The organism is Blautia faecis (genome assembly GCF_020554845.1).
GTDB classification, from domain to species: Bacteria; Bacillota; Clostridia; order Lachnospirales; family Lachnospiraceae; genus Blautia_A; species Blautia_A faecis.
Window position 1 is genome coordinate 1 of sequence record NZ_JAJCIA010000016.1, and the last position, 25,830, is coordinate 25,830.

General features: G+C 45.0%; 22 protein-coding genes, 1 tRNA gene, 1 pseudogene and 1 riboswitch. Of the genes and pseudogenes, 19 read left to right on the top strand and 5 right to left on the bottom strand.

What is annotated here, in order from left to right:
• Positions 1-100: 100 nt before the first annotated feature.
• Positions 101-697, bottom strand: coding sequence for a cytidylate kinase-like family protein (locus tag LIZ66_RS09450; protein WP_148462290.1), 597 nt, complete (start codon positions 695-697; stop codon positions 101-103).
• Positions 698-1,015: 318 nt separating this feature from the next.
• Here LIZ66_RS09450 and LIZ66_RS09455 point away from each other — a divergent pair, with 318 nt between their 5' ends.
• The 9 genes and pseudogenes from LIZ66_RS09455 to metA all read left to right on the top strand — a co-directional run bounded on the left by LIZ66_RS09455 (position 1,016) and on the right by metA (position 12,922).
• Complete coding sequence (locus LIZ66_RS09455; RefSeq protein WP_148462289.1) at positions 1,016-1,834, top strand: FAD binding domain-containing protein; 819 nt, start codon at positions 1,016-1,018, stop codon at positions 1,832-1,834.
• On the top strand, positions 1,824-2,309 hold the full coding sequence (locus LIZ66_RS09460) for a (2Fe-2S)-binding protein (RefSeq protein ID WP_173735168.1): 486 nt from the start codon (positions 1,824-1,826) through the stop codon (positions 2,307-2,309). The genes LIZ66_RS09455 and LIZ66_RS09460 overlap by 11 nt, the downstream gene beginning before the upstream one ends.
• Positions 2,306-4,594, top strand: a complete 2,289-nt coding sequence (locus LIZ66_RS09465; RefSeq protein ID WP_227200773.1) for a xanthine dehydrogenase family protein molybdopterin-binding subunit — start codon at positions 2,306-2,308, stop codon at positions 4,592-4,594. Before LIZ66_RS09460 ends, LIZ66_RS09465 begins: the two co-directional genes overlap by 4 nt.
• Before the next feature lie 3 nt (positions 4,595-4,597).
• Positions 4,598-5,653: a DUF6077 domain-containing protein gene (locus tag LIZ66_RS09470; RefSeq protein WP_118584040.1), complete on the top strand. Its 1,056-nt coding sequence runs from the start codon at positions 4,598-4,600 to the stop codon at positions 5,651-5,653.
• A gap of 11 nt (positions 5,654-5,664) precedes the next feature.
• Positions 5,665-6,441: a hypothetical protein gene (locus LIZ66_RS09475; protein WP_226838134.1), complete on the top strand. Its 777-nt coding sequence runs from the start codon at positions 5,665-5,667 to the stop codon at positions 6,439-6,441.
• A gap of 61 nt (positions 6,442-6,502) precedes the next feature.
• A riboswitch (Lysine riboswitch) is annotated at positions 6,503-6,722 on the top strand.
• 158 nt (positions 6,723-6,880) lie between these two features.
• A complete protein-coding gene (locus tag LIZ66_RS09480) occupies positions 6,881-8,503 on the top strand; it encodes a Na+/H+ antiporter NhaC family protein (protein ID WP_226838133.1) in 1,623 nt (540 codons plus the stop codon).
• Between the two features lie 316 nt (positions 8,504-8,819).
• Positions 8,820-9,473 (top strand): annotated as a pseudogene (locus LIZ66_RS09485) (pseudouridine synthase); the annotation flags it as partial.
• 259 nt (positions 9,474-9,732) lie between these two features.
• A complete protein-coding gene (gene ligA / locus LIZ66_RS09490; RefSeq protein WP_227200772.1) occupies positions 9,733-11,688 on the top strand; it encodes an NAD-dependent DNA ligase LigA in 1,956 nt (651 codons plus the stop codon).
• A 292-nt stretch (positions 11,689-11,980) separates the two neighbouring features.
• The gene (gene metA, locus LIZ66_RS09495) at positions 11,981-12,922 is read left to right on the top strand and encodes a homoserine O-acetyltransferase MetA (RefSeq protein WP_227200771.1); all 942 of its coding nucleotides are present in this window, start codon (positions 11,981-11,983) and stop codon (positions 12,920-12,922) included.
• Between the two features lie 39 nt (positions 12,923-12,961).
• On the opposite strand, the gene LIZ66_RS19300 is transcribed toward metA, so the two are convergent.
• Positions 12,962-13,063: a DUF6783 domain-containing protein gene (locus LIZ66_RS19300; protein WP_308768411.1), complete on the bottom strand. Its 102-nt coding sequence runs from the start codon at positions 13,061-13,063 to the stop codon at positions 12,962-12,964.
• Between LIZ66_RS19300 and LIZ66_RS19965 the strand changes: the two genes are divergently transcribed.
• The 3 genes from LIZ66_RS19965 (at position 13,028) to LIZ66_RS09505 (ending at position 14,297) form a co-directional block, all read left to right on the top strand.
• Positions 13,028-13,114 (top strand): DUF6783 domain-containing protein, encoded by an 87-nt coding sequence (locus tag LIZ66_RS19965; protein WP_408611523.1) that lies wholly within the window; start codon positions 13,028-13,030, stop codon positions 13,112-13,114. The genes LIZ66_RS19300 and LIZ66_RS19965 overlap by 36 nt on opposite strands.
• Before the next feature lie 132 nt (positions 13,115-13,246).
• Positions 13,247-13,318: transfer RNA gene (locus LIZ66_RS09500), tRNA-Arg, on the top strand.
• A gap of 52 nt (positions 13,319-13,370) precedes the next feature.
• Entirely contained in the window at positions 13,371-14,297 is a 927-nt protein-coding gene (locus LIZ66_RS09505; RefSeq protein WP_227200770.1) for an SH3 domain-containing protein, read from the top strand.
• A gap of 203 nt (positions 14,298-14,500) precedes the next feature.
• Here LIZ66_RS09505 and LIZ66_RS09510 read toward each other — a convergent pair whose 3' ends face one another.
• Positions 14,501-15,934 carry a polysaccharide deacetylase family protein gene (locus LIZ66_RS09510; RefSeq protein WP_173773667.1) on the bottom strand — a complete coding sequence of 478 codons (1,434 nt, stop codon included), beginning with the start codon at positions 15,932-15,934 and terminating at the stop codon, positions 14,501-14,503.
• Between the two features lie 411 nt (positions 15,935-16,345).
• Here LIZ66_RS09510 and LIZ66_RS09515 point away from each other — a divergent pair, with 411 nt between their 5' ends.
• Positions 16,346-16,942 carry a zinc dependent phospholipase C family protein gene (locus tag LIZ66_RS09515; protein ID WP_173769528.1) on the top strand — a complete coding sequence of 199 codons (597 nt, stop codon included), beginning with the start codon at positions 16,346-16,348 and terminating at the stop codon, positions 16,940-16,942.
• 345 nt (positions 16,943-17,287) lie between these two features.
• Positions 17,288-19,474: a C40 family peptidase gene (locus LIZ66_RS09520; protein WP_227200769.1), complete on the top strand. Its 2,187-nt coding sequence runs from the start codon at positions 17,288-17,290 to the stop codon at positions 19,472-19,474.
• Between the two features lie 218 nt (positions 19,475-19,692).
• On the opposite strand, the gene LIZ66_RS09525 is transcribed toward LIZ66_RS09520, so the two are convergent.
• Entirely contained in the window at positions 19,693-20,331 is a 639-nt protein-coding gene (locus tag LIZ66_RS09525; RefSeq protein WP_148462271.1) for a PduL/EutD family phosphate acyltransferase, read from the bottom strand.
• A 129-nt stretch (positions 20,332-20,460) separates the two neighbouring features.
• Between LIZ66_RS09525 and LIZ66_RS09530 the strand changes: the two genes are divergently transcribed.
• Together LIZ66_RS09530 and LIZ66_RS09535 are read left to right on the top strand one after the other, a co-directional pair.
• A complete protein-coding gene (locus LIZ66_RS09530; RefSeq protein WP_227200768.1) occupies positions 20,461-21,348 on the top strand; it encodes a leucine-rich repeat protein in 888 nt (295 codons plus the stop codon).
• Positions 21,345-22,805: a vWA domain-containing protein gene (locus tag LIZ66_RS09535; protein WP_173718602.1), complete on the top strand. Its 1,461-nt coding sequence runs from the start codon at positions 21,345-21,347 to the stop codon at positions 22,803-22,805. Before LIZ66_RS09530 ends, LIZ66_RS09535 begins: the two co-directional genes overlap by 4 nt.
• Here the strand turns inward: LIZ66_RS09535 and LIZ66_RS19305 are convergent.
• Positions 22,765-22,971: a DUF6783 domain-containing protein gene (locus LIZ66_RS19305; protein ID WP_308768410.1), complete on the bottom strand. Its 207-nt coding sequence runs from the start codon at positions 22,969-22,971 to the stop codon at positions 22,765-22,767. The genes LIZ66_RS09535 and LIZ66_RS19305 overlap by 41 nt on opposite strands.
• Between LIZ66_RS19305 and LIZ66_RS19310 the strand changes: the two genes are divergently transcribed.
• From LIZ66_RS19310 to LIZ66_RS09545, 3 genes are read left to right on the top strand one after another with little or no spacing between them, the layout of a single operon-like run.
• Positions 22,903-23,061, top strand: a complete 159-nt coding sequence (locus tag LIZ66_RS19310; RefSeq protein ID WP_308768409.1) for a DUF6783 domain-containing protein — start codon at positions 22,903-22,905, stop codon at positions 23,059-23,061. The genes LIZ66_RS19305 and LIZ66_RS19310 overlap by 69 nt on opposite strands.
• Positions 23,058-24,569, top strand: coding sequence for an AAA family ATPase (locus LIZ66_RS09540; protein WP_173769531.1), 1,512 nt, complete (start codon positions 23,058-23,060; stop codon positions 24,567-24,569). Before LIZ66_RS19310 ends, LIZ66_RS09540 begins: the two co-directional genes overlap by 4 nt.
• Positions 24,570-24,578: 9 nt before the next feature.
• On the top strand, positions 24,579-25,823 hold the full coding sequence (locus LIZ66_RS09545; RefSeq protein ID WP_173769532.1) for a transglutaminase domain-containing protein: 1,245 nt from the start codon (positions 24,579-24,581) through the stop codon (positions 25,821-25,823).
• The last annotated feature ends 7 nt before the right edge of the window (positions 25,824-25,830 follow it).

Consider the following 25,830-nt stretch of genomic DNA (forward strand, 5'->3'; position numbering starts at 1 on the left):
TGAATATACATTGTGAAATCGCGTCCGGGATAACGACCAACCAATTAAATAGCAAAAAATCACAGCCCCGCCAAAAACGGGGCTGTCTTTAATATACACTTTAGATCAACTTCTTCACCATCTCCACAATCTCTTCCTTCGTCACCCTGCTACTGTTAATACACAGATCATACTGCAGCATATCCAGCCAGTTAGTATCCGTAAAATACTCATAATAAGCCCGGCGTTCCTTATCCGTACGTTTCACCAGCTTCCTTACACTTTTTTCCTCCCGGCCGGTACGTGCAATCACCGTCTTCACACGGTCTTCAAACGGAGCATAGATAAACAGACTCAGATGCTTATCCTTATTATCCTGTAAGATATAATTGCCGCAGCGTCCAACAATCACGCAATTCTCTTTTTCGGCTGCCTCCAAAATGATCTTCTTCTGCAGATCGTAAAGCACATCATTCATGGGAACGAAATGGTACTCCGGATTCATCTGCAGCTCGTAATCCACCGGATACAGCCACTGGCTGGCTTTTCTCTCATCTACTCTGGCAAACTCATCGAAAGGAATATTCTTCTCCTTGCTGGCCATTTCGATCAGCTCCTTATCATAGAACTTAAATCCCAGTTCCTCCGCAAGAGCCTTTCCAATAATACGTCCGTTACTTCCAAACATACGATTGATTGTTATAACACGGTTACTCATAAACGGCGCCTCCTTTTGTGGTGGATTTGTAAAAAATTTTGTTATAAAATAGTTTATGAGAACTATTTTCTGTTCTTTTTCGCATTATAACACAATTGTACGAAAATATCTATATAATTTGCATAAAATCAAAATAAAAAAATATTCTGAATACGTCATTTCGCTGGAAATTTGAACCCTTTCTTGTTATACTAAAAATAGCAATACGATTGCTGTTCACTGAAGGTACAGATTGCAGAAAGCCTTTTTCAAACACGCTCTGGAAAAGCGTATTTGGAAAACGATGAACAGTGATACAATATGAGAAAGGAATTTAACATGCTCAAAATAAAAAATTATGTGAAAGCAGAATCTCTGGAACAGGCTTATGAGCTGAACCAGAAGCGGACTGCCTGTGTGCTTGGCGGCATGGTGTGGCTGAAAATGGGTAACCGTGTTGTAACCACAGCCATTGATCTTTCCGGGCTTGGTCTGGATACCATCACAGAAACAGAAAGTGAATTTGTGATCGGCTGTATGACCCCATTGCGGGACCTGGAACTCCATCAGGGACTTCATACATATACGAAAGGTGCCATAAGAGAAAGCCTGCGCCATATTGTAGGCGTACAGTTCCGCAACTGCGCTACTGTAGGCGGAAGTATCTGGGGACGCTTCGGCTTTTCCGATGTACTCACCATGCTTCTGGCACTTGATACAGAGGTAGAACTTTTTAAAGGCGGCAGAGTCTGTCTTTCTGATTTTGTGAAAATGCCAAAAGACAGAGATATTCTGGTACGCATTATCATAAAGAAAACTCCGTTGAAGGTTGCCTATTTAAGCCAGCGTAATACCAAGACCGATTTCCCGGTACTGGCATGCTGTATCAGGCTGTCTGAGAATGGTGTGAGAGCAGTTTACGGCGCCCGTCCGGCGAAGGCATTTCTTCTGGAAGACGAAGAAGGTCTCCTTGCAGGCATGGAAACCATGTCTTCGGAAGAGAAGAAGATAGCGGTTCAGAAATTTGCAGACTATGCAGCCCGGAAGGTTCCTACCTTTGGAAACATGCGAGGCAGCGCAGAGTACAGAACTCTTCTTGTGAAGGTTCTCACAAGAAGAGCATTAGAAGCAGTGGGAGGTATGACAGATGAAAATTAATTTCTGGCTGAACGGAGCAAAAAAGGAAGCGGAAATCAGTCCTGACACCATGCTTCTGGAGTTTCTTCGAAGCCTTGGCTGCTACAGTGTAAAAAGAGGCTGTGAAACTGCCAACTGCGGTCTTTGCACTGTTTTGGTAAATGACAAACCAATGCTGTCCTGCAGTGTCCTTGCAGCACGTATTGACGGCAAAAAGGTCATCACTATGGAGGGACTTCAGGCAGAAGCAGAAGAATTTGGAACTTTTCTTGCCAATGAAGGTGCAGAGCAGTGCGGATTCTGTAATCCGGGATTTATCATGAATGTACTTGCGATGACAAAAGAACTGGAAGATCCGACTGAAGAAGAGATTAAGGAATATCTGGCCGGCAATCTTTGCCGCTGTTCCGGTTTTGTTGGACAGACCAGAAGTATCCTGAAATATCTGAAATATAAGAAGAACGAAAACAGCCAGGAGAAGGAGGTGCAGGCATGAGCTATGTAAATAAATCTTTGCAGAAAAAGGATGCCATGGCTCTGGTGACCGGAAAGCCAGTTTACACAGACGATTTGGCACCAAAGGACTGCCTGATCATCAAGATCTTAAGGAGTCCCTATGCCAATGCCTGGGTGGAAGAGATCAAGACGGACACAGCCATGAAAGTAGAAGGAATGGCACTGATCCTTACCTGGAAAGACGTTCCAAAGAGACGTTTCGCCTCTGCCGGACAGACCTATCCGGAGTTCAGTCCTTATGACAGAATGATCCTGGATCAGCATCTTCGTTTCGTAGGTGATGCAGTGGCAATTGTGGCAGGAGAAACAGAAGCTGCCGTAGATCTTGCCATGAAGCGCATTAAAGTGAAATACCGCGTGGAAACACCGGTTCTGGATATGCATACAGCCAAGGATAATCCGGTTCTGGTCCACCCGGAAGAAGACTGGGAATCCAAGTTCCCGGTTGGTGCAGATAACAAGCGGAATCTTGCAGCAAAAGGCCATGAGGAAATGGGAGATATCGACAAGGTTTTATCAGAATGCAAATACACAGTAGATGAAGTTTATCACACAAAGGCTGATCAGCAGTGTATGATGGAGACCTTCCGCACATATTGTACCAAGGACTATTTCGGCAGACTGAATGTGATTTCCTCCACACAGGTACCATTCCACCTTCGCCGAATCCTTGGAAATGCCCTTGGAATCCCATCCTCCAGGATCCGCGTGATCAAGCCTCGTATTGGCGGCGGCTTTGGAGCCAAGCAGACAGAGGTCTGTGAAATTTATCCGGCAATTGTTACCTGGATGACAGGACGTCCATCCAAAATCGTTTACAGCCGTTATGAATCTTTAATCTGCGCTTCTCCCCGTCATGAGATGGAAGTACACGTAAAAGTTGGTGCAGATGAGAACGGAATCGTAAAAGGAATTAAAGTAGAGGCGCTTTCCAATGCTGGTGCATACGGAGATCACAGTCCTACAACCATCGGACTTACAGGTCATAAGGCAATTGCCCTGTACCGGAATTTGGAAGCCTATGCTTTTGACTATGAGGTTGTTTACACCAACGTGCAGGCATCCGGTGCATATCGTGGATATGGTGCCACACAGGGAATTTATGCAGTGGAATCCGCTGTCAATGAGCTGGCCCATAAGATGAATATGGATCCTGCAAGGATCCGTGAGTTGAATATGCCAATTGAAGGCGAGCCAATGTATGACTATGATGGAAACCTGACTCATACAGCAAGCTGTACGATGGATCGCTGCCTTGCCCGGGCCAAGGAGATGATCGGCTGGGATGAGAAATATCCATGCCGTGATATGGGAAATGGAAAAGTCCGCGGCGTAGGTCTTGCCATGGCGATGCAGGGCTCCTCTATTGCCAATGTAGACGTGGGAGGCGCAACCCTGAAGCTGAATGAGGACGCATCCTATACACTTTCCCTTGGATGTGCAGATATGGGTACGGGCTGTGATACCATTCTTTCCCAGATGGCAGCCGACTGTCTGGAAACAGAATTTGAGAATATTGTTGCATTTGGTGTGGATACGGATGTTTCTCCATATGACTCCGGTTCTTATGCATCTGCCACTACTTACGCTACAGGCAATGCAGTTATTAACGCCTGCAATGAGCTGAAAAAGAGGATTATTCGGCTGGGTGCTGAAATGCTGGGTGTAAGTCCTGAGGAAGCAGACTTTGATGGAAAGAAAGTCTACGCAAGGGAAAAAGAGGTCAGTCTTCAGGAGATTGCTTATAAGGGAACCTGCGGAAATACCCTGGAAATGCAGGTGACTGCCTCCTATTCTTCCCAGATTTCTCCGCCGCCTTATATGGTTGGGGCAGCAGAGGTGGAAGTAGACAAAGAGACAGGAAATATTGACCTGATCGATTATGTGGCAGTTGTAGACTGCGGAACTCCTATTAATCCCAATCTTGCCCGTGTGCAGACTGAGGGAGGAGTTGCCCAGGGAATCGGTATGGCACTTATGGAGAATGTGCAGTATTCCAAAGAAGGTAAGATTCGTGAGAATTCTTTCATGCAGTACAAGATCCCAAGCCGTGAGGATATTGGAAATATCCGGGTTGAGTTTGAGAGCAGCTATGAAAAGAGCGGTCCTTTTGGTGCCAAGTCCATCGGTGAGCTGGTAATCGATACCCCTTGTCCTGCAATTGCAGATGCGGTTTACAATGCTTCCGGTGTCCGGGTAAGAGAGCTGCCGATCACATCGGAGAAGATTGCCATGGGAATTCTGAAAAAAGAACTGGAGAAATAATATATGGGATTTATTTTTAAGGGGATACTGGCAGTGATCTGGCTGCTGGTAGTTCCCTGCCTGGCAGGGGGATTCTATTTCCGCAGAGAAAAAAGAACCTGCGGTGAATATCTTCTGGCCGGTTATACACTGCTGTTTGCCATTACAGAGCTGCTTTCTCTTACCATGATTTTTACCAAACAGCCGCTTCATGTGCTGACCATTACATATGGCGTGGTGGCTGGTGTACTGGCATTTCTGGGTGCCCGGAGTCTTTATAAGAAGAGGCAGAAGGAAACCGGTGAAGGCGCTGGCACATATTGCGGCAGAAGGACAGAAGCGACTGGAATTTCCCCGGAGCTTGTGGTGGCAGGAATTCTGATTCTGTTCCAGCTTGTCGTTGTGGTGCTTTATGCCCATATGGATGAAGATGATGCTTTTTATGTAGGAACAGCCACTACCGCGGTGGAAACCGATTCTCTTTATGCATATAACCCCTACACCGGAGCCGCTTACAATGTATTGCCAAGCCGTTACATTCTTTCTCCGTTTCCTGCATTTCTTGCCGTGACCAGCCGGTTATGCGGAGGACTTCATCCAGCCATTGTGGCACATACTGTTTTTCCGGCGGTATTTGTTTTTCTGGCATATGTGGTGCTTTTTCAGTACAGCCGCATATTCTTCAAGGGAAAGGCTGGAGAACAGGGGATTTTTATGATCCTTTGTGCCGTGATCCTGTGGTTTTGCGGATATTCGGTATACAATTCAGAAATTTTTACAATGGGCAGGATCTGGCAGGGAAAAGCTGTGCTGGCAGGGGTATTTTTACCATTTTTATTTCTGCTCTGTATGGAGATTTTTATGCAGGAAAAACCGGAATATCCATGGAGCCTGGCTTTTCTGGCAAATGGAGCCTGCTGTCTGTTTTCCTCAATGGGAATCATGCTTGCCCCTCTTCTGATGGGAGTATTTGCTCTGCTTAGTCTGGTGAAATTCAGAGACGGAAGAAGATTCTTAAAGAGTGTAGTCTGCTGTCTGCCATCCTTGATACTTGGCGTGGTATACATTCTGGTATTTTAGGAGGTGGAGAGATGAAACGAGCACTTTTGGCTTCACTGGATGCCTGGCAGAAATACTGGGGGAACGGATTTTATGTCTATTTACTGCTGGCTGCATGTTTGTATTTCCTGGTATTCGGAAGAAAAAAAGAACGATCCAGAATTTTATCCGGCTATATTGTAGTTTTTCTTGCTGTGTTTTTCTGTCCGGTGACTGCTTATATTATACAGAAATGTATAGGACGGTCGGTTTACTGGAGAGTATTATGGATTCTTCCGGCAATGCCGCTTATAGCTTATGCAGGAACCTGCCTGATAAAAAAGGCGGGAGCTTCCAGACCACGGCAGTACATACTTCTGATTTTTATTGCGGCAGTGCTGGCTTTTTGCGGAACTGGCCTGAATAGAGATGGTTTTTACAAAAAGGTTCAGAATGTACAGAAGATTCCTGATGAGGTAGTAAGCATCTGCAATCTGATCAATGAGCAGAAGGAAGAAAATGAAGAAATCTACCTGGCAACAGATGACAAAATAGCTTCCTACGTGAGAGTTTATGATCCATCTATCAAAATGCCTTACGGAAGAGGCGGTAAAGGAGCCTCTGGAAAAAAAGCTGCAAGATGGCTCCATAAACAGCTTGTGGCAGAAGTACCGGTGATCAAAAAGGTAGTAAAAAATGCAAAAAGACTGAAATGCAATTACCTGGTTTTCCCTGTTCCAAGCAAAAAGAAGCAGCTGTATATGGAAACAAAAGGGTTCTTACTGATCGGTCAGGTAAATGAGTACGGTATTTTCAAATATTGTGAATAAAAGGGTTGCATTTACAGGAAAAAGCTGATACATTTAGTTTGTGAATAAACTGAATACGGGAAGTTATGATAGAGGCGCAGGCTTCATCAGTAATTTCAGCTGCAGAGACTGGTTGTGTGCAGAGTATGGGCATACGCAGATACAGGCTCTGGGTCGTATGGCAGACTGGCTGGAATGAAAGGGGAGACTGCCGAAGGATTTTTTTCTCAGCCAGGAGAGAAGTTCTGGGCTGACGCAGAATATGCGGCAGACTGTCACTGTTGTGGAGCGCTATCTAAGGTATAGATCCTGTGAAGAATAAATGCCATGAATGTGTCCCCATAATGGGAGTGCATTCATGGCTTTTTGCGTTAAAGAAGAGGAGGCTTTTAAGAAAACGCTCTGACCGGTTTGTGACTGGTCATCTGGTATTCAGGAAAAAAGAGGGAGGAAATCGATAATGAAGTACAATTGTAAAAAGTTGTCTGTTCTTTTTGCAACTGTTATGATGTTTGTCCTGGCATGTCCGGTGACTGTTCTGGCAGCGGCAGAAGAGGAGGCTGGCACACCTGCTGTGTACGCTACTTTCTGGTCATTGATACCGCCAGTTGTGGCAATCGTTCTGGCATTGATCACAAAAGAGGTTTACAGTTCCTTGTTTCTTGGAATTTTAGTTGGAGCACTTCTGTACTCTGGCGGTAATTTTGAGGGAACGGTTAACCATATTTTTTCAGGCGGAATGATCAGTGTGTTATCATCCGGCAGTAACGTAGGTATTCTGGTGTTCCTGGTAATTCTTGGAACTATGGTCTGCCTGATGAACCGGGCTGGAGGCTCAGCCGCTTTTGGACGCTGGGCGGGCAAACACATCAAGACAAGAGTTGGGGCAGAGCTGGCAACCATTTTGCTTGGAGTGTTGATTTTTATTGATGATTATTTCAACTGTCTGACAGTAGGCAGTGTTATGAGACCAATCACAGATCAGCACAATGTATCACGCGCGAAGCTGGCATACCTGATCGATGCCACAGCTGCGCCGGTATGTATCATTGCACCAATCTCATCCTGGGCAGCTGCTGTCAGCGGTTTTGTTCCGGGTGAGGATGGAATGTCCGTGTTTGTAAGAGCTATTCCCTATAACTATTATGCACTTCTTACGATTGTAATGATGGTATCCATGGTTCTGATGAAAGAAGAGTTTGGTGCTATGGGTGTGCATGAGTCCAATGCGTTAAAAGGAGATCTGTTTACCACAGCAGCCCGTCCTTATGCTTCAGGCGAAGGTGATGGACCGGTGAACCCAAGAGGAAAGGTTATGGATCTTCTGATCCCTATCATCTCTCTGGTTATCTGCTGTGTAATCGGTATGATCTATACTGGTGGATTTTTCAGCGGTACAGATTTTGTAACTGCTTTTTCCCAGAGTGATGCTTCTGTCGGACTGGTGCTTGGAAGCTTCTTCGGTCTGGTGATCACCATTCTTCTTTATATGGTGCGCAGAGTGCTGTCCTTCCGCGATTGTATGGCATGTATTCCAGAAGGATTTAAGTCCATGGTACCGGCAATCCTGATCCTTACTTTTGCATGGACCTTAAAGAGTATGACGGACAGTCTGGGTGCTGCTGAGTTTGTTGCGGAAATGGTGAAGTCTTCAGCAGAGGGGCTGGTAAATATGCTTCCGGCTATTATATTCCTGGTAGCCTGCTTCCTGGCATTTGCTACTGGTACTTCATGGGGAACCTTCGGTATTCTGATCCCGATTGTGGTTCATGTATTTGAAAACACACCGGGAGACCTGATGATCATTTCCATCTCTGCCTGTATGGCTGGTGCTGTTTGCGGTGACCATTGTTCTCCGATTTCGGATACGACGATTATGGCCTCCGCGGGAGCTCAGTGTGATCATGTAAATCATGTGTCAACCCAGCTGCCTTATGCCATTGTGGCAGCAGTGGTATCCTTTGTAACTTACATTTTCGCCGGCTTTATCCAGAGCCCGCTGTGCTTGATCATCGGTGTAGCACTGATGATGGGAGCTATGTGTGTTGTGAAAATGAAGTTCTCAGATCTGAAAACGGAATAAAGAGGTTTTTCTTATTGGAAAAATAAGAAAAGAATGTGGAAGCCGGGATGGATTTTCCTGTGTAATGCCTGCGGCAGTGTGGAAGAATTTACAGTGTCTGCAGAGTGTTGACGGGGAAATTGTCCTGGCTTTTTTGCATGCTTCTATCTTCTTTATTGGCTGCTTAATATTCGCTTTGGAGCGTGTGTGGAGAAGGTTTTTTGCAAGATGTGCATTACACTTTGCGGGAAAGCTTTTTTAAATGTGTTCTGGAGCTTCCGGAGCTTGGGGCAAGGTTTGCCTTGCATATGCCCGGGAAAAACTATATAATGGAAAAATGGACGAAAAAATCAGAATCAACAAATACTTAAGCGAAGCGGGATTCTGTTCAAGACGTGAGGCTGACAGCCTGATCCAGAACGGACGGGTGACTGTGGAAGGTCATAAGGCAGAACCGGGAGAAAGGATTACAGCAGATACAGTTGTATTTGTGGATGGTAAGCCTGTGAAAAAAGTAGAAGAAAAAGTTCTACTTTTATTTCACAAGCCCCGAGGTGTGGTGTGCAGCACAAAAAAACAGCGCCAGGAGACTACAGTTACGGAGTATCTGAATTATCCGGTTCGAATTTATCCCATAGGACGTCTTGATAAGGAATCCGAAGGGCTTTTGCTTTTAACAAACCAGGGAGACCTGGTAAATAAGATCATGCGTGCGGGAAACTACCATGAGAAAGAATATCTGGTGACTGTGAATAAGCCAGTTGATGGTGATTTTGTGAAAAAAATGTCATCTGGAATTCCTATTCTGGATACCATTACCCGTCCGTGTTTTGTGGAAAAAACAGGGAGAAATTCTTTTCGGATCATTCTCACCCAGGGCTTGAACCGGCAGATCCGCCGAATGTGTGAATATCTGGGATATCAGGTGCTTAGTTTGAAGCGCGTACGAATCATGGAACTGACAATAGATGACCTGAAAGAGGGCGGGTACAGAGAAGCCACCCAGGAGGAGTGGAAGAAGCTGGAACGTGGAATTACAGATTCCTCCCAGCTTCCCGCAACCAGAAGGCAGGACAGTGCGCCTGTATTTTCCCAAAAACAGGGAAGAGACAGCATTCCCTTTTCTTCAATTCCAGAAGTAAAAAGGCAAAATAAGCCAGCTGCTTCCCGCACTATTTCAGAAAAACGGCAGTCTGTCTCACAGAGGAAGTCTGCTTGCAGTAATTATAACAGTAAAACAGGAGGACATCATGGAAAATTCTCTACAGCGAATGAAAGAACTGGTAGAAAAGCTGGATCAGGCCGCGAAGACATATTACCAGGAAGACAGGGAAATCATGAGCAATCAGGAGTACGACAGCCTGTACGACCAGCTGGAGCAGCTGGAAAAAGAAACCGGCACTGTACTCACAAATAGTCCTACTGTCCGTGTAGGATACGAGGCAGTCAATGAACTTCCGAAGGAAGAACATCCAAGCCCCATGCTATCCCTTGATAAGACAAAAGACAGGGAAGTGCTCCGTGGATTTATAGGAAATCACAAATGCCTTTTATCCTGGAAGCTGGACGGTCTGACCATTGTTCTTACTTATGAGAACGGTGAGCTTGTGAAAGCAGTAACAAGGGGGAATGGAATTGTAGGTGAGGTTATTACCAACAATGCCAGGGTGTTTAAGAATATCCCTCTTCGCATCCCTTATAAAGGTCAGCTGGTGCTTCGGGGTGAGGCGATTATCACTTATTCTGAGTTCGAGCGGATCAACGAGACTATAGGCGATGCAGATGCCAAATATAAGAACCCGCGGAATCTTTGCAGTGGTTCCGTGCGTCAGCTGAATAACGAGATTACGGCGAAACGAAATGTGCGTTTTTATGCCTTTGCCCTGGTAAGTGCCCAGGATGTGGATTTTTCTAATTCCAGGGAGCAGCAGTTTATCTGGCTGAAGAAACAGGGCTTTGAGGTGGTGGAGTATAAGGTGGTTACCTCTGAAAGTCTGGATGAAGCCATGGATTATTTTTCCAAGGCAATTGTAAACAACGATTTTCCATCAGACGGACTGGTTGTGACCTACGATGACATCGCCTATGGGGAGTCTCTGGGAAGTACTGCGAAATTTCCGCGAAACTCCTTTGCTTTTAAATGGGCGGATGAAATGCGGGAAACCAGGCTGGTGGATATGGAATGGAGTCCGTCAAGAACCGGACTGATTAATCCGGTTGCAATTTTTGAACCAGTGGAGCTGGAAGGTACTACAGTAAGCCGTGCCAGCGTGCACAATATCAGTATTGTGAAGGAATTGCAGCTTGGAATTGGAGATACCATTAAGGTGTATAAAGCCAATATGATCATTCCCCAGATTGCGGAGAATCTTACAAGAAGCGGCAATCTGGTAATTCCGGATAAATGTCCGGTGTGCGGCCGGGAGGCGCGTATCCGCAAGGAAAACGATGTGGAGACATTATACTGCATGAATCCGGACTGTGTTGCCAAGAAGATTAAGTCCTTCAGCCTTTTTACCAGCCGTGATGCCATGAATATTGACGGACTTTCAGAGGCAACTCTGGAGAAGTTTATTGCAATGGGATTTATTCATAATTTTGGTGATATTTTTGAAATTGGAAGATATAAAGATCAGATCGTAGAAATGGAAGGATTTGGTCAGAAGTCCTTTGATAATCTGATGGTGAGTCTGGAGAAGGCGAAAGAGACCACTCTTGCCAAGGTGATCTACAGTCTTGGGATTACAGGTATCGGTCTTGCAAATGCCAAGGTGATCTGTAAATATTTTGACGACGATATAGAGAAAATCCGCCATGCAGATGAAGAAGAGATCAGCTCGATTGAAGGAATCGGTCCGGTAATCGCCGGAAGTCTGGCTGATTATTTTAAGAGCGCAGAGAACAATCGGAAGCTGGATCATCTGCTCAGTCATCTTCATCTGGTTCATGAGGAGACTTCAGCAGAACAGGTTTTTGCAGGGAAAACCTTTGTTATTACAGGCAGTGTGGAGCATTTTTCCAACCGTTCTGAGGCAAAGGAATTTATCGAAGCCCGCGGCGGTAAGGTGACCGGCTCTGTAACAAAGAAAACAGACTATCTGATTAATAACGATAAAACATCTGCTTCTTCCAAGAACAAGAAGGCTCAGGAACTGGGAATCCCGATTTTGTCGGAGGAGGATTTCCTGGAGCTGGCGGGGATTTAAAAGAAAATTTGGGTAATCTGTACGTTGTACTTTGCGGTATATTTTGCAGAATGCCTTTTGGTAATCTGTGTTTTTTGCTTACTTCGTTTACAGCAATCCCCTTTGCGATGCATAAAAATCATGCAATCCCATGATCTCGCGACGAGGTTTTCGGGTTTTCTGTGAACTTTGTTTATAAAAAACACCTCGCGGAACGTTACCAGTGAACAGTAACTTTTTCATAACTTGCTTGTGCCTTGAGCGAAGCGAAAGGAATGACAAAAAGTATGTATAATAGTAGGAGGAAATTGCAATGCCAATTAAAATACAAAGTGATCTCCCGGTAAAGGAGATTCTGGAAAAAGAAAACCTGTTTGTTATGGACGAGAACCGTGCTATGCACCAGGATATCCGTCCGATTTATATTCTGATCTTAAATTTAATGCCACTGAAAGAGGAAACCGAGCTTCAGCTTCTTCGCTCTCTTTCCAATACTCCTCTGCAGGTTGACGTAAGCTTTATGGCAGTGGAGTCCCATCAGGCGAAAAATACTTCCAGGAGTCATCTGAACAAATTTTATCAGACTTTTTCTGAACTGAAAGATAAGAAGTTTGATGGAATGATCATTACAGGCGCACCGGTGGAACAGATGGAGTTTGAAGAGGTTGATTACTGGGAGGAAGTTACCCAGATCATGGACTGGTCAGAGACCCATGTGACATCTACCATTTTCCTGTGCTGGGCTGCTCAGGCTGCGCTTTACCATTTCTATGGACTGAAGAAACGTAAGTTGGATAAGAAAATGTTTGGCCTTTTCTGGCACAAGGTAATGAACCGCAAAATTCCGCTGGTCAGAGGGTTCGATGATGTATTTCTGGCACCTCATTCCCGACATACAGAAGTTCCTATTGAAGATGTACATGCCTGCAAAGACCTTACTGTCCTTGCAGAATCCGACGAAGCAGGCCTTTTCCTTGCCATGGCAGAAGACGGCCGCAAGATTTTTGTAATGGGTCACCCGGAATACGACCGTGTCACCCTGGACGGCGAGTACAAACGCGATCTTGGCAAAGGTCTCCCCATCGAAATGCCTGAAAACTACTACCGCGACAACAACCCCGAAAACGGTCCGCTTCTGCTGTGGAGAGCCCATGCCAACAACCTGTATACCAATTGGCTAAATTATTACGTATATCAGAGCACCCCATACGACCTCTACGGAACACCTGATTTTTCCAGTATTTCCAAGGGTTGAGAGAGTGGTGTATTTCACGTAAATTATTATAATTTCAAGCTATTTATTACGAAAATGGAGTAAAAATGGAGTACTAGAGCGTGTTTGAAAAAGGCTTTCTGCAAGATGTGCGTCACAATTTGTGGGAGATTTTGCCCGGATGAGGGCGGGGCTGTCTATTTCCCGACAGCCCCTTTTTCAAAACTGACATAACTATTCCGTCAAAAGAAAAAACTTTACATCCAGTCGATATTGTGCTATAATTTTTTAGTCGAAGTGGTTGTATATGAGGTTGCTGTTTAAATGTTAGACAGTAACTAATGATAATGCAGCTTTCGAATTTATGCACCTGTAGCTCAGTGGATAGAGCAGTGGTTTCCGGTACCATGTGCGGGGGTTCGATTCCCTTCAGGTGTGTTGCCTGGAACGATCGGGCGTTCCGGTGCGTTGTATTAAGGAGGACAAGAACTTGGATAATTTCAGAGAATGGTTATCAGATAACCTTCGCTATTTTATGCTTGGCGGAGCGATTCTGTTAATCGTGGTTGTCCTGTTTTTCGGTATCCGTGCATTTATGGGAAGCGGGAAGGGCGATTCCAGCAAGGATACAGCCGATGAGCAGGTAACAGCAGACAACGACCAGGGAAATGTTCCTTCTTCTCCGGCAAATGATGGGGAGACTGACGGGAAGAAAGACGCCAATCCCATGGAAAAAGCTAATGAAGAGATTACTTCATTGATCAAGAGCTATTACACAGCTCTGGGGGATAAAGATATTACCACATTGCGTACTTTGGTAGATAATCTTGCACCGGCAGACGAGTCTAAGATTACCAATGCCAAGTACATTGAAGGGTATGAAGCTGGTGATATCTACACGAAAAAGGGGCTTGATGACGATTCCTATGTAGTATATTCCTGTTTTTACTACATCTGTCAGGGGATTGATACAAAGGTACCTGCGCTTGCTGAGTTCTATGTGGTAAAGGACACAGACGAGAACTGGAAGATTGACGGCGCTGCTCACGATGACAGCGACGAGATAACGAAATATGAAGTTTCTTTGCGTCAGGATGACGACGTGAAGGAGCTGAAGGCCAAGGTACAGAAGCAGTATGAGGATGCACAGACTGCAGATCCTGCACTTGCTGCTTTCCTTGATGGTCTTGGTGAGGATGTCACAGGATCTGCAGAGACAGCCGATGGAACTACGCTGGTAGTGACAGAGGATTGTAATGTCCGTGCAGCAGCCAGCAGTGATGCAGAAGTGATTGGTGGATTGTCCGCTGGGACAGAAGTAGTCAAGAAAGGTGAGAGCGGAGACTGGATCCAGATTGACTATGAAGGCTCTGAGGCGTATGTTCACAGCAGCCTTCTGGAAGAGAAAACTGAATAAGTATAAAAGAGGAATTGTCATGATGGCAGTTCCTTTTTTTGCGTGTTTGAAAAAATATATAGAATAAACCAGAGTATAGTTGCTGATTTCCTGAAAACGATACTCTGGTTTTTATGTAGTGCTATATTATGATACCAGTGTCAAAAGGTCAAAAAGCCGTTCGTGCTTGCACGATAAGGCGTTTGAACTTGGGACACGCCAAATCAAAACGATCCATAAGCGGTTCCGTTTTCCAATGTAATTCCCTTTGCAGCAGCCAGCTCGCTTACTGTTACCAGCTGATAGCCCTCCTGCAGCAGCTGCGGAATAAAAATTTCAGCAGCATCCACAGATTCTTTGAAAATATCATGCATTAAAATAATCTGTCCATCACTGGCGTTGTCCATTACATTCTGTACTGTGGAATCTGCATTCTGTGTTTCCCAGTCCAGAGTATCCACAGACCACAAAATCAGAGGCCTTGCTGCAGTCTCTGCTACGGTGTCATTGTAAGAACCATAAGGGGGGCGCACAACAGTGGCAATGTGCCCTGTGAGATCCTGGATCAGCTGATCTGTGCGGGAAAGCTGATTTGCAGCATCATCGGCGGAAAGCGTGGTGAGATCCGGGTGATCATAAGAGTGGTTTCCAATCTCGCATCCAAGCTCCTCCATACGCTTTACAGGTTCCTGAAAATATTCCACTTCCTGACCTGCCAGGAAAAAAGTAGCTTTTACATTGTTTGCTTCCAGACAATCCAAAAGACGGTCTGTAAAATCACTGGGTCCATCATCAAAGGTGAGGGCAATCATCCCCTTTGGCTCCGGAGAGACAGTCGGTTCCGAAGTAACGGAGGCTTCCGGTACAGGGGAGACTTCTGATGCTGCAGAAGAGGCTTCAGAAGGATCATCGACTTCGGAAGAAGCTTTTCTGGAATCTTCATTTCGATCAGAAGAAATATCAGCTTCTGCAGCCGGTGTGGAAGCACCTGTCGCAGAAGCTGTGAGATTGTCAGCATTCGAAGAATCTGATGTAGTATTCATGTAGAATACAAGATCCTGATTGGAACTATCATCTGCCGTCGTCGGTTCACCTTGTTGTGCACCGTCAGCGCCAAAGTGATAAATTTCGCCGTCTATTGTCACGTCACCAGTCTGAAGAACTCCATCTGCATTGAGGTAGTAGCGCTTGCCATCAAGCTCAAGCCATCCGGTCTGCATAACGCCTTTGTCATTGAAGTAATAGCGGTGTCCGTCTGTATCTGTGAGCCAGCCTTTATAACCTTCTCCGTTTACCAGAAAATACCAGTTGCTGTCAACTGGTGTCCACGCCCCTTGGGAAGCTTCCGGAGAGACCTCAAAAGAAGTGTCTGAACCTGAAAGGGTATCAGGTGCCGGGGTATCTGCAGCAGGCGCTTCGGTGGGAATGACATCCTCCGGTGTGTTCTCCTCTCCTGCATCGGTATTTTCAGCTGCCGCACCATCAGATTGAATCTGGGAATCATCTGTATTTCCAGCTACGAACATGTCTGGGGTCTGGGTATCTGTAATGGGTGAGTGCGAAGCGGAAGACTGGGTAAAAGAAACTCCGCATGCAAGACACATAAGAACAGCAGCTATAGCCAGCCCTTTATTCGTCCGTGGTTTATGGCCAGGCATATAATTCCTCCTTTATGTAACGATTTCATGATGCCAGTGTATTTCATTACTGTTCGCTGGCAGCATTTCATTTTTTGGATCATGTTACGGTTCACTTTGTGACCAGCAACACACTTTGCAATGTACAGAAATCATGGGTCTGCATGATTTTCAGCTGTACAGTAACCTAATAATACAATATATGACGAAAAAAAACAAGACCGGCTTACACGCAGGATATAATTGTGCAATTTAACGATATATTGGAAAATATTTTACAGAAAATCAGAAAATGTTTATTTGAAATTTGACAGAGATTCTGCTATATTAAGTTGTGATAACGATGATTTGAAAAGCAGATACAAAAGCTTTTTACAGTTTATTGTTTTTTATCTGTTACAATGGATAAGAACAGGAAAGAAGAGGAAGCGGTTGCGTAAAAAATCCCATATACTGGTAGCCAGATATCTGGCAGACCAGATGCCTGCCACTAAGAGTCTGCAGTCCCACAGAAAGGCGTTCTGCCTTGGAAGCATTCTTCCGGATATTAAGCCATCTTTTCTTACAAAGAAGCATGAATATTTCGGCACCTTCGAAGAAATCCAGGGTAAGATGAAAGCTCTTATTGACAATGATCCCAAAGAAAGCAAGGAGCGCGTTTACTGGCGCAGGTTTGGCGAAGTGATGCATTATATGGCAGATTATTTTACTTTTCCCCATAATACGAACTTTACCGGGAATCTGTACGAGCATAATAAATACGAGAAGCATCTTAAGAACCATCTGAAGCGCTACATAGAGAGTGGGGCAGCAGATCGTATGGTCATTCTTCCAGTGAATTTCGGAAGCTTCAGGGAACTGGTGGAGTATATTGGAAATGCCCATGAAAGATATCTTCTTAAGGAGCGTAATATTGCAGAGGATGTTCAGTATATTCTCAGAATCTGTTCACAGGTTATTCATGGAATCCTGCAGCTGGCTGCGAAGCAGTTTGGCAGAGAGGATATTCTGATTCCGGCTGCATGCTGATAATGGGAAGAGCCAGTGCCGGGAGATCACAGCAGCTTGTCTGTGAGTACCGGGACTGGTATTTTTTTGTACAGCAGGAAAAATGAATTCTTCGCTGCTGCGAAAAAAAGCGGTATTTAGCAAGTGGGAAACGCTTTCACTTAAATCTGTACAGAAATTGTGAAGAAAAAATAAAAAATCACGAAAATACGTCTGTATATTTTGAGGATAGTTGATTTAGAAGGGTTAGTATGCTACAATAATGCATGTTAATACTTAATGCGAACTGTCTTTAAGGTAAGAATGCATACCTTTATATAGGGGAGTAAAGGGATGTTCATGAATAGAAGGGAGCATCTTTTGAATATGAAAAATAAATATCTGACAAAATGTTTATGTATTACTATGGCAGCTGCGATATCCTTTACAGGAACGGCCAGTGTTTTTGCCTCAGAAGAGACAGCCTTGTCAGAAACAGAAACAGCTGCCCGGGAAGCGGCAGCAGAGCCGATTTCATCAGAGCAGGCATCGGCAGAGACGCCTTCCGCACCTCCGGAGACAACGTCAGAGCCGGCACAGGTACCAGCAGAGTCTGTACAGACGCCATCAGAGCCCACAGAAACACCAGCTGAGCCTACACAGATCCCATCAGAGCCTACTACACCAGATCATATACCTACAGAGACACCGGCTCCAAGTGAAACACCAGATCATACACCTACAGTGACACCGGCTCCAAGTGTGACGCCAGATCATACACCTGAGTTGACACCAGAACCAAGCGTGACACCAGAACCTAGTGCAACGCCGGACGATACCCCCACAGTGACACCAGAGCCTAGTGCTGCACTTGAGGTGACACCCACTGTGACCCCTGGACTTTCAGCAGAGAGCCAGCAGAAGGTAAGTGCCCTGATCAAAGACATTGATAAAACCTTCAAGCAGGAATTAGATAAGAAAAAGAAGAAAAAAGTCAAAGCCCTGAGAAAGACCTATAACAGCTTTTCAGACCAGGAGAAGGCTGCTGTTACTAATTACAAGCTTCTTATCGATATGGAGAAGACGATCAGCCAGCTGTCCGGGGCAGCAGACGATAAAGATGCAGATAAGATTGACAGCACCACAACGCAGGCACTTAATGGAACCCCAGTCTACTATGCATCTAATCTTCATGCAGGCAAGGAATTTTATCTGAACAGCCTGCAGGAGAACTATCAGCTGTCATTTTCTGATGATTTTGCAGATGTTATGGAGCAGATTGAGACAGAGTATAAAGCTGCCAATCAACTGACAGATGTATCTGATTCCGAAGGTGGTGTTACCACATCCGCAGATACCCTTCTTGTACGCAACTGGCAGGATATACTTGCCATATATGTCTATGAGAAGAGCCTTGATGGTGCCACTTCTTTTACGCTGGATTCTTCCTGTAAGGATGATCTGGCAGCTATTTTTGCCAGGATGAATCCTGTTGTGAAGGACGAAAGTAATTCTAACAGAGTTACATATGGAAATTACCATATTAACCATTACATTAAAGAGAATAAGATCCCCAAGGATGAGAGGGGGATTTTGAAGAAATATCTTGAAACAGACTGCAAGCTTCTTTGTGCAACCGTTACAGCAGCCAAGGGCTTTGTAAGACAGAGTGTTGGCGATGACGTTTCAGAAGAGCGTGTAAACGTAATTGCAGCTGCTTATTCACTGGTTGGTAAGGTAGGCTATTTCTGGGGCGGCAAGTCTACTGTGATCGGAATGGACCCAAGCTGGGGCGCGGTACAGCAGGTAAGCGCAGAGGGCAGTCAGAGTACCGGTACTTTACGTGCTTATGGCCTTGACTGCAGTGGTTTTGTTACCTGGGCAGTGATCAATGGATATGAGAATCAGGCTATGATCGCAGCTGTAGGAAGCGGTACCTCAGACCAGTGGGGCAGAGCAAACGTGGTAAGTGAGGCGGATGCCCAGCCAGGTGACCTGGTTTTCCAGAGAGGACCAGAAGCAGGAAGTGCCAACCATGTTGGTATTATCTGTGGAAAAACTGATGCAGGAGACTGGATCGTCGTACATTGTTCTTCCAGCAAGAATGGTGTTACAGTAGGAGAGGCTTATAGTGCAAGCTTTCGTTACATCCGTCAGCCATCTTTCTATCCGAACGCACAGCAGGTAGAAGAAATGAGACAGAGTGGTAAAACTATAGCCAATACCCAGTATATCACAGGAATTGATGTATCCAATAACCTTCAGGATCTGATCAAGGCGAACCTTGTTACAACAGGAGATATGGATACGGTTACCATAGATGCTTCCGGAGACGGAACTGTTTCACCGGGAAGTCTCTATGTCGCAAACAGCCTTCAGGAGTTGTTTGATGCAGGACAGCATGTAAGTGTATTTAGTCAGGTGACATACGGAGATGCCGCAGAGATGGAAGCTGGCAGTAATGAGGCAGCAGGTACTGCGGGAGTTAATAAAGACCAGACAGTAGATTTTTCCAGAATTATGGTTACCAATTCTCTTCAGGAGCTGTTGGCGGCGACAATTGGAATTCAGTGACGCAAAAGTGCTTCCACACCCGGATTCGGGCAGGAAGCACTTTTCATTTTCATAGACTGAGCGGACAGATTGCAGGATTGATTTTCAGAAAGGCTCCGGGAGGCTGTGACTGGCATATGCTGCTACAAGAAAATGGAGTTACTGTTTCACAAAAAACACCTTGTGGAATGTCACCAGTGAACAGTAACAAAATGGAGTCACAGAGTATGCCCTGACGTTTAGCGGTTAATACCGGATAATACGTCTTCAATCCATTTATCTGTATTATAGTTATCATCAAAGAATTTTACGATTACTCCATAAGGCTCTTTTTCATTGGAAAAAGCATTGGCTTCGTCGGTATCTACGTGCATGGCAAGGCGGTAACTCCAGTCTACACGTACTACCACATCTGCATAAATAAGAGCGCGGCCGAAACTTTTGGTCAGGACAAAAACTTCGTCATTATCTTTGACCTTCAAAGTAACGGCATCTGCCGGAGTCATGTGAATGTGACGTTTGGCAACAATGACACCGTGATCAAGGATAAGTTCGCCCTTGGGTCCGATGAGCGTGCAGCCAGGGGAACCGACAGTATCACCAGACTGGCGGATAAGACCGGGAAGACCGATCTTGCGGGTATCTGTAAGAGAAAGCTCAATCTGGGTTTCTTTACGAAAAGGACCTAGAATGGCCATATTCTGATACTCACCTTTAGGGCCCTTTACTGTAAGGCGTTCCTGGCAGAGATACTGTCCAGGCTGGCTTAATTCCTTTATGTAATGAAGCTGGGCATCCTCTCCGAACAGGATGTGGAAATCCTTCTGGGAAACATGAATATGCCGCGCCGAGGTTTCAATCGGTATTTTAATGCTCATGGAAATTCCTCCGATATTATATAGAGTGTGAACATCAGTACTGTTTTAACACTGCAATAGATTAAGTTTAATATTAATGAGAAAAAATAGCAAGCCTTTTTTACAGGCACATATACAGGAGTGTATGAAATGAAAATGCATACAGACAACGGTTTTACTTTTGATATTAAGGAAGACCATGCTACAGTAATGGAAATTGATGGGGATCCCCAGATTGTGGAAATTCCGGAACAGATCGACGGAGTGCCAGTCACAGAACTAGCTGAATATCTTTTTTCCGGGAAAAGCTGTCAGGTCATACGGATTCCCTTGGGAGTTCAGAAAATAGGCCGTTACGGTTTTTATAACTGTCGGAATCTGGAAGAGCTATGGTTTTCCAGTGATTTTACTGATCTTGGAAGTGGAGCTTTTACAGGGTGCCACAGGATCCGAAGAATGGAAGTTTTGATGAATGATGAACAATCCGGGCTGAAAGAGATCCTTTCAGAAGTTGGGGAGGAGCTGCGGGTACATTTATATGGAAAAGTGGAAGCCATGCTTTGGTTTCCGGAATATTATGAGGAAGGTGTGGAAAATACTCCTGCCAGGATATTGATGACTGAGGTGCATGGAAGCGGTCTGTATTACAGAAACTGCTTTCAGGGAAAAGTATTTCATTTTCTGGAGTATGACAAGCGTTTTGAGATGGCGAGAGCCCAGGAATCATCAGATTTCCTGAGAGAAATGGTATATGGCAGACTGAACTGGCCGACAGGGCTGACAGAACAGGCGAAAATACAGTACGAGCAGTACCTGAAGGAGCATATAGAACAGATTGCTTCTGATTTTATCCGTCAGAAAAGAGGAGAAGAGCTGGAATGGCTTCTTCACACGTATCCCCTGGAACCTGGGCAGAAAGAACTGTTTACAGGTCTGGTAAATCTGGCAGACACAGTGAAATCTCCGGAGATTTTAAGTATGCTTATGGAGTACCAGAGGCTGCATTTTCCATCGAAAAGGAGAAGTTTTGAACTATGAGTGGTTCAGAAGAGAAAAAATTGAATTCATTACATGAGGAAGATTCGTTATATAAAGCGCAGGGGGGAAAAGCTGCTTACCAGATAAGTCCGACATATGGGCAAAATACTTTGTACAAGGTAAATCCGGTACATGACGCCTGGGATCGTGCGTTGGCGGCAGAAAGCATCTGCCAGGATATTTTGTCCAGTGCCAGAAACCAGTTGTACCTGAATATGCGCTTTATGGACTGCGCATTGTCAGCACTTTTCTTTCAGGGAGATATGGGCGTTCATCCTGTTGGAACGGATGGAACTGTCCTGTACTATCAGCCGGAAGAACTGATGGAACAGTTCAGGAGAAGCCAGGAAAAGGTGAATCGAATCTATCTTCACAGCCTTTTACACTGCATTTTTCTCCACTGTTTTCCAGAGAAGGATGAAGAAGGAAATCCTGCTGTGGATGTCCAGTACTGGAATCTTGCATGTGACATTACAGTGGAAAATATCATTGACGGGCTTTATCTGAAATGTGTGCATCAGCCGGCATCTATGGTGAAGAGGCAGGCGTTGAAGCTGATACTGGAAGAGGGAAAGGTAATGACGGCTCAGAGAATTTACCGAAGGCTTCAGACTCTTCATTTGCCGGAAAATAAAATGCAGGAGCTGCGCCGTGAGTTTACTCAGGATGACCATGGTAAGTGGTATGAAAACCATCCAAACAGTCCTCAGATGTCCCAGCGGAAAAAGAACTGGGACGACATCCGCAACCGCATGCAGACAGAGATGGAAACTTTTTCAAAAGAAGCGGGAGAAGGCGGAGAAACTCTGGTAGACCAGCTGCGTGCCCAGAATCAAAATCGCTATGATTATAAAGAATTTCTGCGGAAATTTTCTGTTTTGAAAGAAGAAATGAAAGTTGATATGGACACTTTCGATTATATATTTTACAATTATGGAATGAATCTGTATGGCAATATGCCGCTGATCGAGCCCTTAGAAACGAAAGAAGAGCGGAAGGTGGAAGATTTTGTGATCGTTATTGACACTTCCATGTCCTGTAAAGGAGAGCTTGTCCGGAAGTTTCTGGAGGAAACCTACAGTGTGCTCAGTGAATCTGAGAGCTTTTTCAGGCGGATTCACGTACACATTCTTCAGTGTGACGAGAAAATCCAGTCTGATGTGGTGATTGAAAATGCCATGCAGTTGAAGGAATATATGTCCCATTTCACAGTGAAAGGAGGGGGCGGCACAGATTTTCGCCCTGCTTTTGCCTATGTGGAACAGCTTATGAGAGCGAAGAAGTTTACAAAACTTCGGGGACTGATTTATTTTACAGATGGTTATGGAATTTATCCGGCAAAAATGCCTCCGTATGAGACAGCTTTTGTATTTATGAAGGAGGATTATCAGGACATTGATGTGCCGCCATGGGCGATCAGGCTGATCCTTGATGAAGAGGATCTGGAGTCTGTTTAAAAAGTCTTTCTGTGTCAGATCTTTTGTAAAGCAGGATATGTAGATTAGAGCCTGTTTGAAAAATCATTCCCGCAATCTGCACGCCCCACTTTGCGGTATATTTTGCCCGAATTCGGTTGCCGTAGCCCGCTACGGCGCCCTCATCCGGACAAAATCTCCCACAAATTGTGACGCACATCTTGCAGAAAGCCTTTTTCAAACATGCTCTAGAATAGTACAGCCAATCTGTAAAGACGAGGAGAATATAATATTATGAACATCAAGCGAGCGAAGGAAGAAATACGCAATACAATAGAAGCTTACCTTTTGAAAAATGAATACGGGGAGTATGAGATCCCGGTTATGGCCCAGCGCCCTGTTTTTCTTATTGGCGCCCCTGGAATCGGCAAGACACAGATCATGGAGCAGATTTCCCGGGAATGTAAGGTGGGACTGGTTTCTTACACCATTACCCACCATACCAGACAGAGTGCAATTGGACTTCCTTTTATTTCCAGAAAGAATTTTGACGGAAAAGAGATGGCAGTTACAGAATATACCATGAGCGAGATCGTGGCATCCATCTATGAGAAAATCCAGGATTCCGGCCTTCGGGAGGGGATTTTGTTTATTGATGAGATCAACTGTGTTTCCGAGACACTGGCACCTGCCATGCTGCAGTTTCTTCAGTGTAAAACCTTTGGAAGCCACAAGATTCCGGAAGGCTGGCTGATCGTAGCTGCCGGTAATCCACCGGAGTACAATAAATCGGTCCGTGAATTTGATGTGGTGACCATGGACCGTGTGAAGAAAATCCAGGTGGAGCCGGATTTTGACGCATGGAGAGAGTATGCTTACGCAAAAGGCGTTCACCCTGCAGTGATTTCCTATCTGAATACAAGACCGGCTAATTTTTATAAGATGGAGAGCACAGTAGATGGCAAAAATTTTGCTACTCCAAGAGGATGGGAGGATCTGTCCAGACTGATACAGGTATATGAAAAACTGGAGAAAACCGTGGATAAGGACGTGGTAGTCCAGTATATCCAGCATCCGCAGATTGCAAGAGATTTCGCCAGCTATCTGGAGCTTTTCTACAAGTACCGTACGGATTATCAGATCGATGAGGTTTTAAGCGGCCATATTGATGATATTCTGGTAAAAAAAGCCGCACATGCTTCCTTTGATGAAAAGCTGAGTGTCACCGGACTTCTTCTTTCCAGACTGAACAAAGTCTTTGGAAATGTACAGGAAGAGGAAGAGAAGCTTGCCAGCATTTTTGATGTTCTAAAAGAGGCGAAAGAACCTCTTATGGGAGCGCAGAAGGAGCAGCCGTTGGTTTATCTGGAGGATGTAAAGAACCGCTTCCAGTCAGACTCATTGGCAAAGAAGAAAGCAGGGCTTTTGTCCAGGGAGGACATCCATCATGACCAGCAGGTTCTGGATACCCTGGAAAAATATGTGATGGATCTGAAGAAAGAGAATGTACAGGATGGCGAGTCTGCTTTTTCCCTTCTCAGAGTCTGGTTTAATGCGGAAAAAGAAGCATATGACAATGGTTTTGACAAGGCGGCAAGGCAGCTTGAATATGCTTTTGATTTTATGGAGAGTGCTTTTGCGGGTGGACAGGAACTGGTGGTGTTTATTACAGAACTGAATACCAGCAGTCCTGCGGTGGCTTTTCTTCAGGAATATTCCTGTGAAAGATATTACCGCTACAATAAGGAACTTTTATTCCGGGAAAACACCAGAGATATTCTGGAACGGATCCGGCAGCTTGGATAAGGAGGCTGAATGAGAAAAAGAAAACCATGGAAATTTATTTTTATTCTTCTGTTTGCAGTGGCAATTTCCCTGGGAGTCTATGTTTATCAGCAGCAGTATGAGCCGGACGATTTGTTTGTGAAGGTAGGAGAGGGAATTCTGGATAACGCTCCGGAGATTTTTTCAGGAGAGCCGAAAGAAGTCCGGGAACTGCGGAAGCAGGAGGTGGCAGATACCGACACACAGGGACTGCGCCAGGAATACTATTTTGGTCAGTTGAATGAAGAAGAACAGCGGGGCTATCGGGAAATAATAGAAGGAATCCGGGCAAAAGAGAAAGAATTTTACCTTACGATCTATGAGGATGACACCGTAAATAAGGTTTACCATGCGGTGCTTATGGATCATCCGGAGCTGTTCTGGGTGCATAACCGGAAGCAGGTATATAAAACAACCTTCTCAAACGCCAATTATTGTATGTTTTCTCCCGGCTACAGTTATACGGATGAGGAAATCCAGGAGATACAGGCAGCAGCTGACAATGCCTGTCAGGAGGTAAGTGCATTGGTTTCAGAGGGGGCGGATGATTATGAAAAGGCGAAAGCAGTTTATACTTATCTGATCGATACTGCCGAATATCAGGAGTCTGAGGACGATCAGAGCATGGCAGGAATCTTTTGGAGGAAGCAGGCAGTGTGTGCCGGATATGCAGGGGCTGCCCAGTATCTTCTGGAATATCTTGGAGTGCCCTGTATTTACGTGGAAGGCAGTACTGCCGGAAGTACAGAGGGACATGCCTGGAACATTATCACTTTGAACGGAAATGATTACTATTTTGATGCGACCAACGGTGACCAGCCGGAATTTCTGGAGGGCGATGCAGTCCAGCTTGCAGAACATAAGACAATCCTGTATGATTATCTGTGTCCGTTCCCGGAGGAGTATGAGACGACATATACACCCTCTGCTGAATTTACGGTTCCGGCGTGTTCTGCAACAGATATGAATTTTTATGTGCTGAACCAGGGATGCTTTGACAGTTATGACTATCAGGAGATCCTGGCATACTGTCAGATGAGGCTGAATAATGGGGCTGCAGTAGTAAGGTTTAAATTCTCATCGCAGGAAGCTTTTGAACAGGCCAGAGCAGACTGGATCAACGGAGATGCCATTCAGGAGGCTGCAAGATATTATATGACTATATATGGAATGAGTCAGGTGGAGTATCATTATGGAATTCTGGAAAATATGAAAACGATCTATTATATGTTTTAAAAGGAAG

What these genes read in the sequence shown, in the direction of transcription:
- LIZ66_RS09450 (WP_148462290.1), bottom strand. Translation starts at nt 697, where the DNA reads ATGAGTAACCGTGTTATAACAATCAATCGTATGTTTGGAAGTAACGGA.
- LIZ66_RS09455 (WP_148462289.1), top strand. Translation starts at nt 1,016, where the DNA reads ATGCTCAAAATAAAAAATTATGTGAAAGCAGAATCTCTGGAACAGGCT.
- LIZ66_RS09460 (WP_173735168.1), top strand. Translation starts at nt 1,824, where the DNA reads ATGAAAATTAATTTCTGGCTGAACGGAGCAAAAAAGGAAGCGGAAATC.
- LIZ66_RS09465 (WP_227200773.1), top strand. Translation starts at nt 2,306, where the DNA reads ATGAGCTATGTAAATAAATCTTTGCAGAAAAAGGATGCCATGGCTCTG.
- LIZ66_RS09470 (WP_118584040.1), top strand. Translation starts at nt 4,598, where the DNA reads ATGGGATTTATTTTTAAGGGGATACTGGCAGTGATCTGGCTGCTGGTA.
- LIZ66_RS09475 (WP_226838134.1), top strand. Translation starts at nt 5,665, where the DNA reads ATGAAACGAGCACTTTTGGCTTCACTGGATGCCTGGCAGAAATACTGG.
- LIZ66_RS09480 (WP_226838133.1), top strand. Translation starts at nt 6,881, where the DNA reads ATGAAGTACAATTGTAAAAAGTTGTCTGTTCTTTTTGCAACTGTTATG.
- ligA (WP_227200772.1), top strand. Translation starts at nt 9,733, where the DNA reads ATGGAAAATTCTCTACAGCGAATGAAAGAACTGGTAGAAAAGCTGGAT.
- metA (WP_227200771.1), top strand. Translation starts at nt 11,981, where the DNA reads ATGCCAATTAAAATACAAAGTGATCTCCCGGTAAAGGAGATTCTGGAA.
- LIZ66_RS19965 (WP_408611523.1), top strand. Translation starts at nt 13,028, where the DNA reads ATGTGCGTCACAATTTGTGGGAGATTTTGCCCGGATGAGGGCGGGGCT.
- LIZ66_RS09510 (WP_173773667.1), bottom strand. Translation starts at nt 15,934, where the DNA reads ATGCCTGGCCATAAACCACGGACGAATAAAGGGCTGGCTATAGCTGCT.
- LIZ66_RS09520 (WP_227200769.1), top strand. Translation starts at nt 17,288, where the DNA reads ATGAAAAATAAATATCTGACAAAATGTTTATGTATTACTATGGCAGCT.
- LIZ66_RS09525 (WP_148462271.1), bottom strand. Translation starts at nt 20,331, where the DNA reads ATGAGCATTAAAATACCGATTGAAACCTCGGCGCGGCATATTCATGTT.
- LIZ66_RS09530 (WP_227200768.1), top strand. Translation starts at nt 20,461, where the DNA reads ATGAAAATGCATACAGACAACGGTTTTACTTTTGATATTAAGGAAGAC.
- LIZ66_RS09535 (WP_173718602.1), top strand. Translation starts at nt 21,345, where the DNA reads ATGAGTGGTTCAGAAGAGAAAAAATTGAATTCATTACATGAGGAAGAT.
- LIZ66_RS09540 (WP_173769531.1), top strand. Translation starts at nt 23,058, where the DNA reads ATGAACATCAAGCGAGCGAAGGAAGAAATACGCAATACAATAGAAGCT.
- LIZ66_RS09545 (WP_173769532.1), top strand. Translation starts at nt 24,579, where the DNA reads ATGAGAAAAAGAAAACCATGGAAATTTATTTTTATTCTTCTGTTTGCA.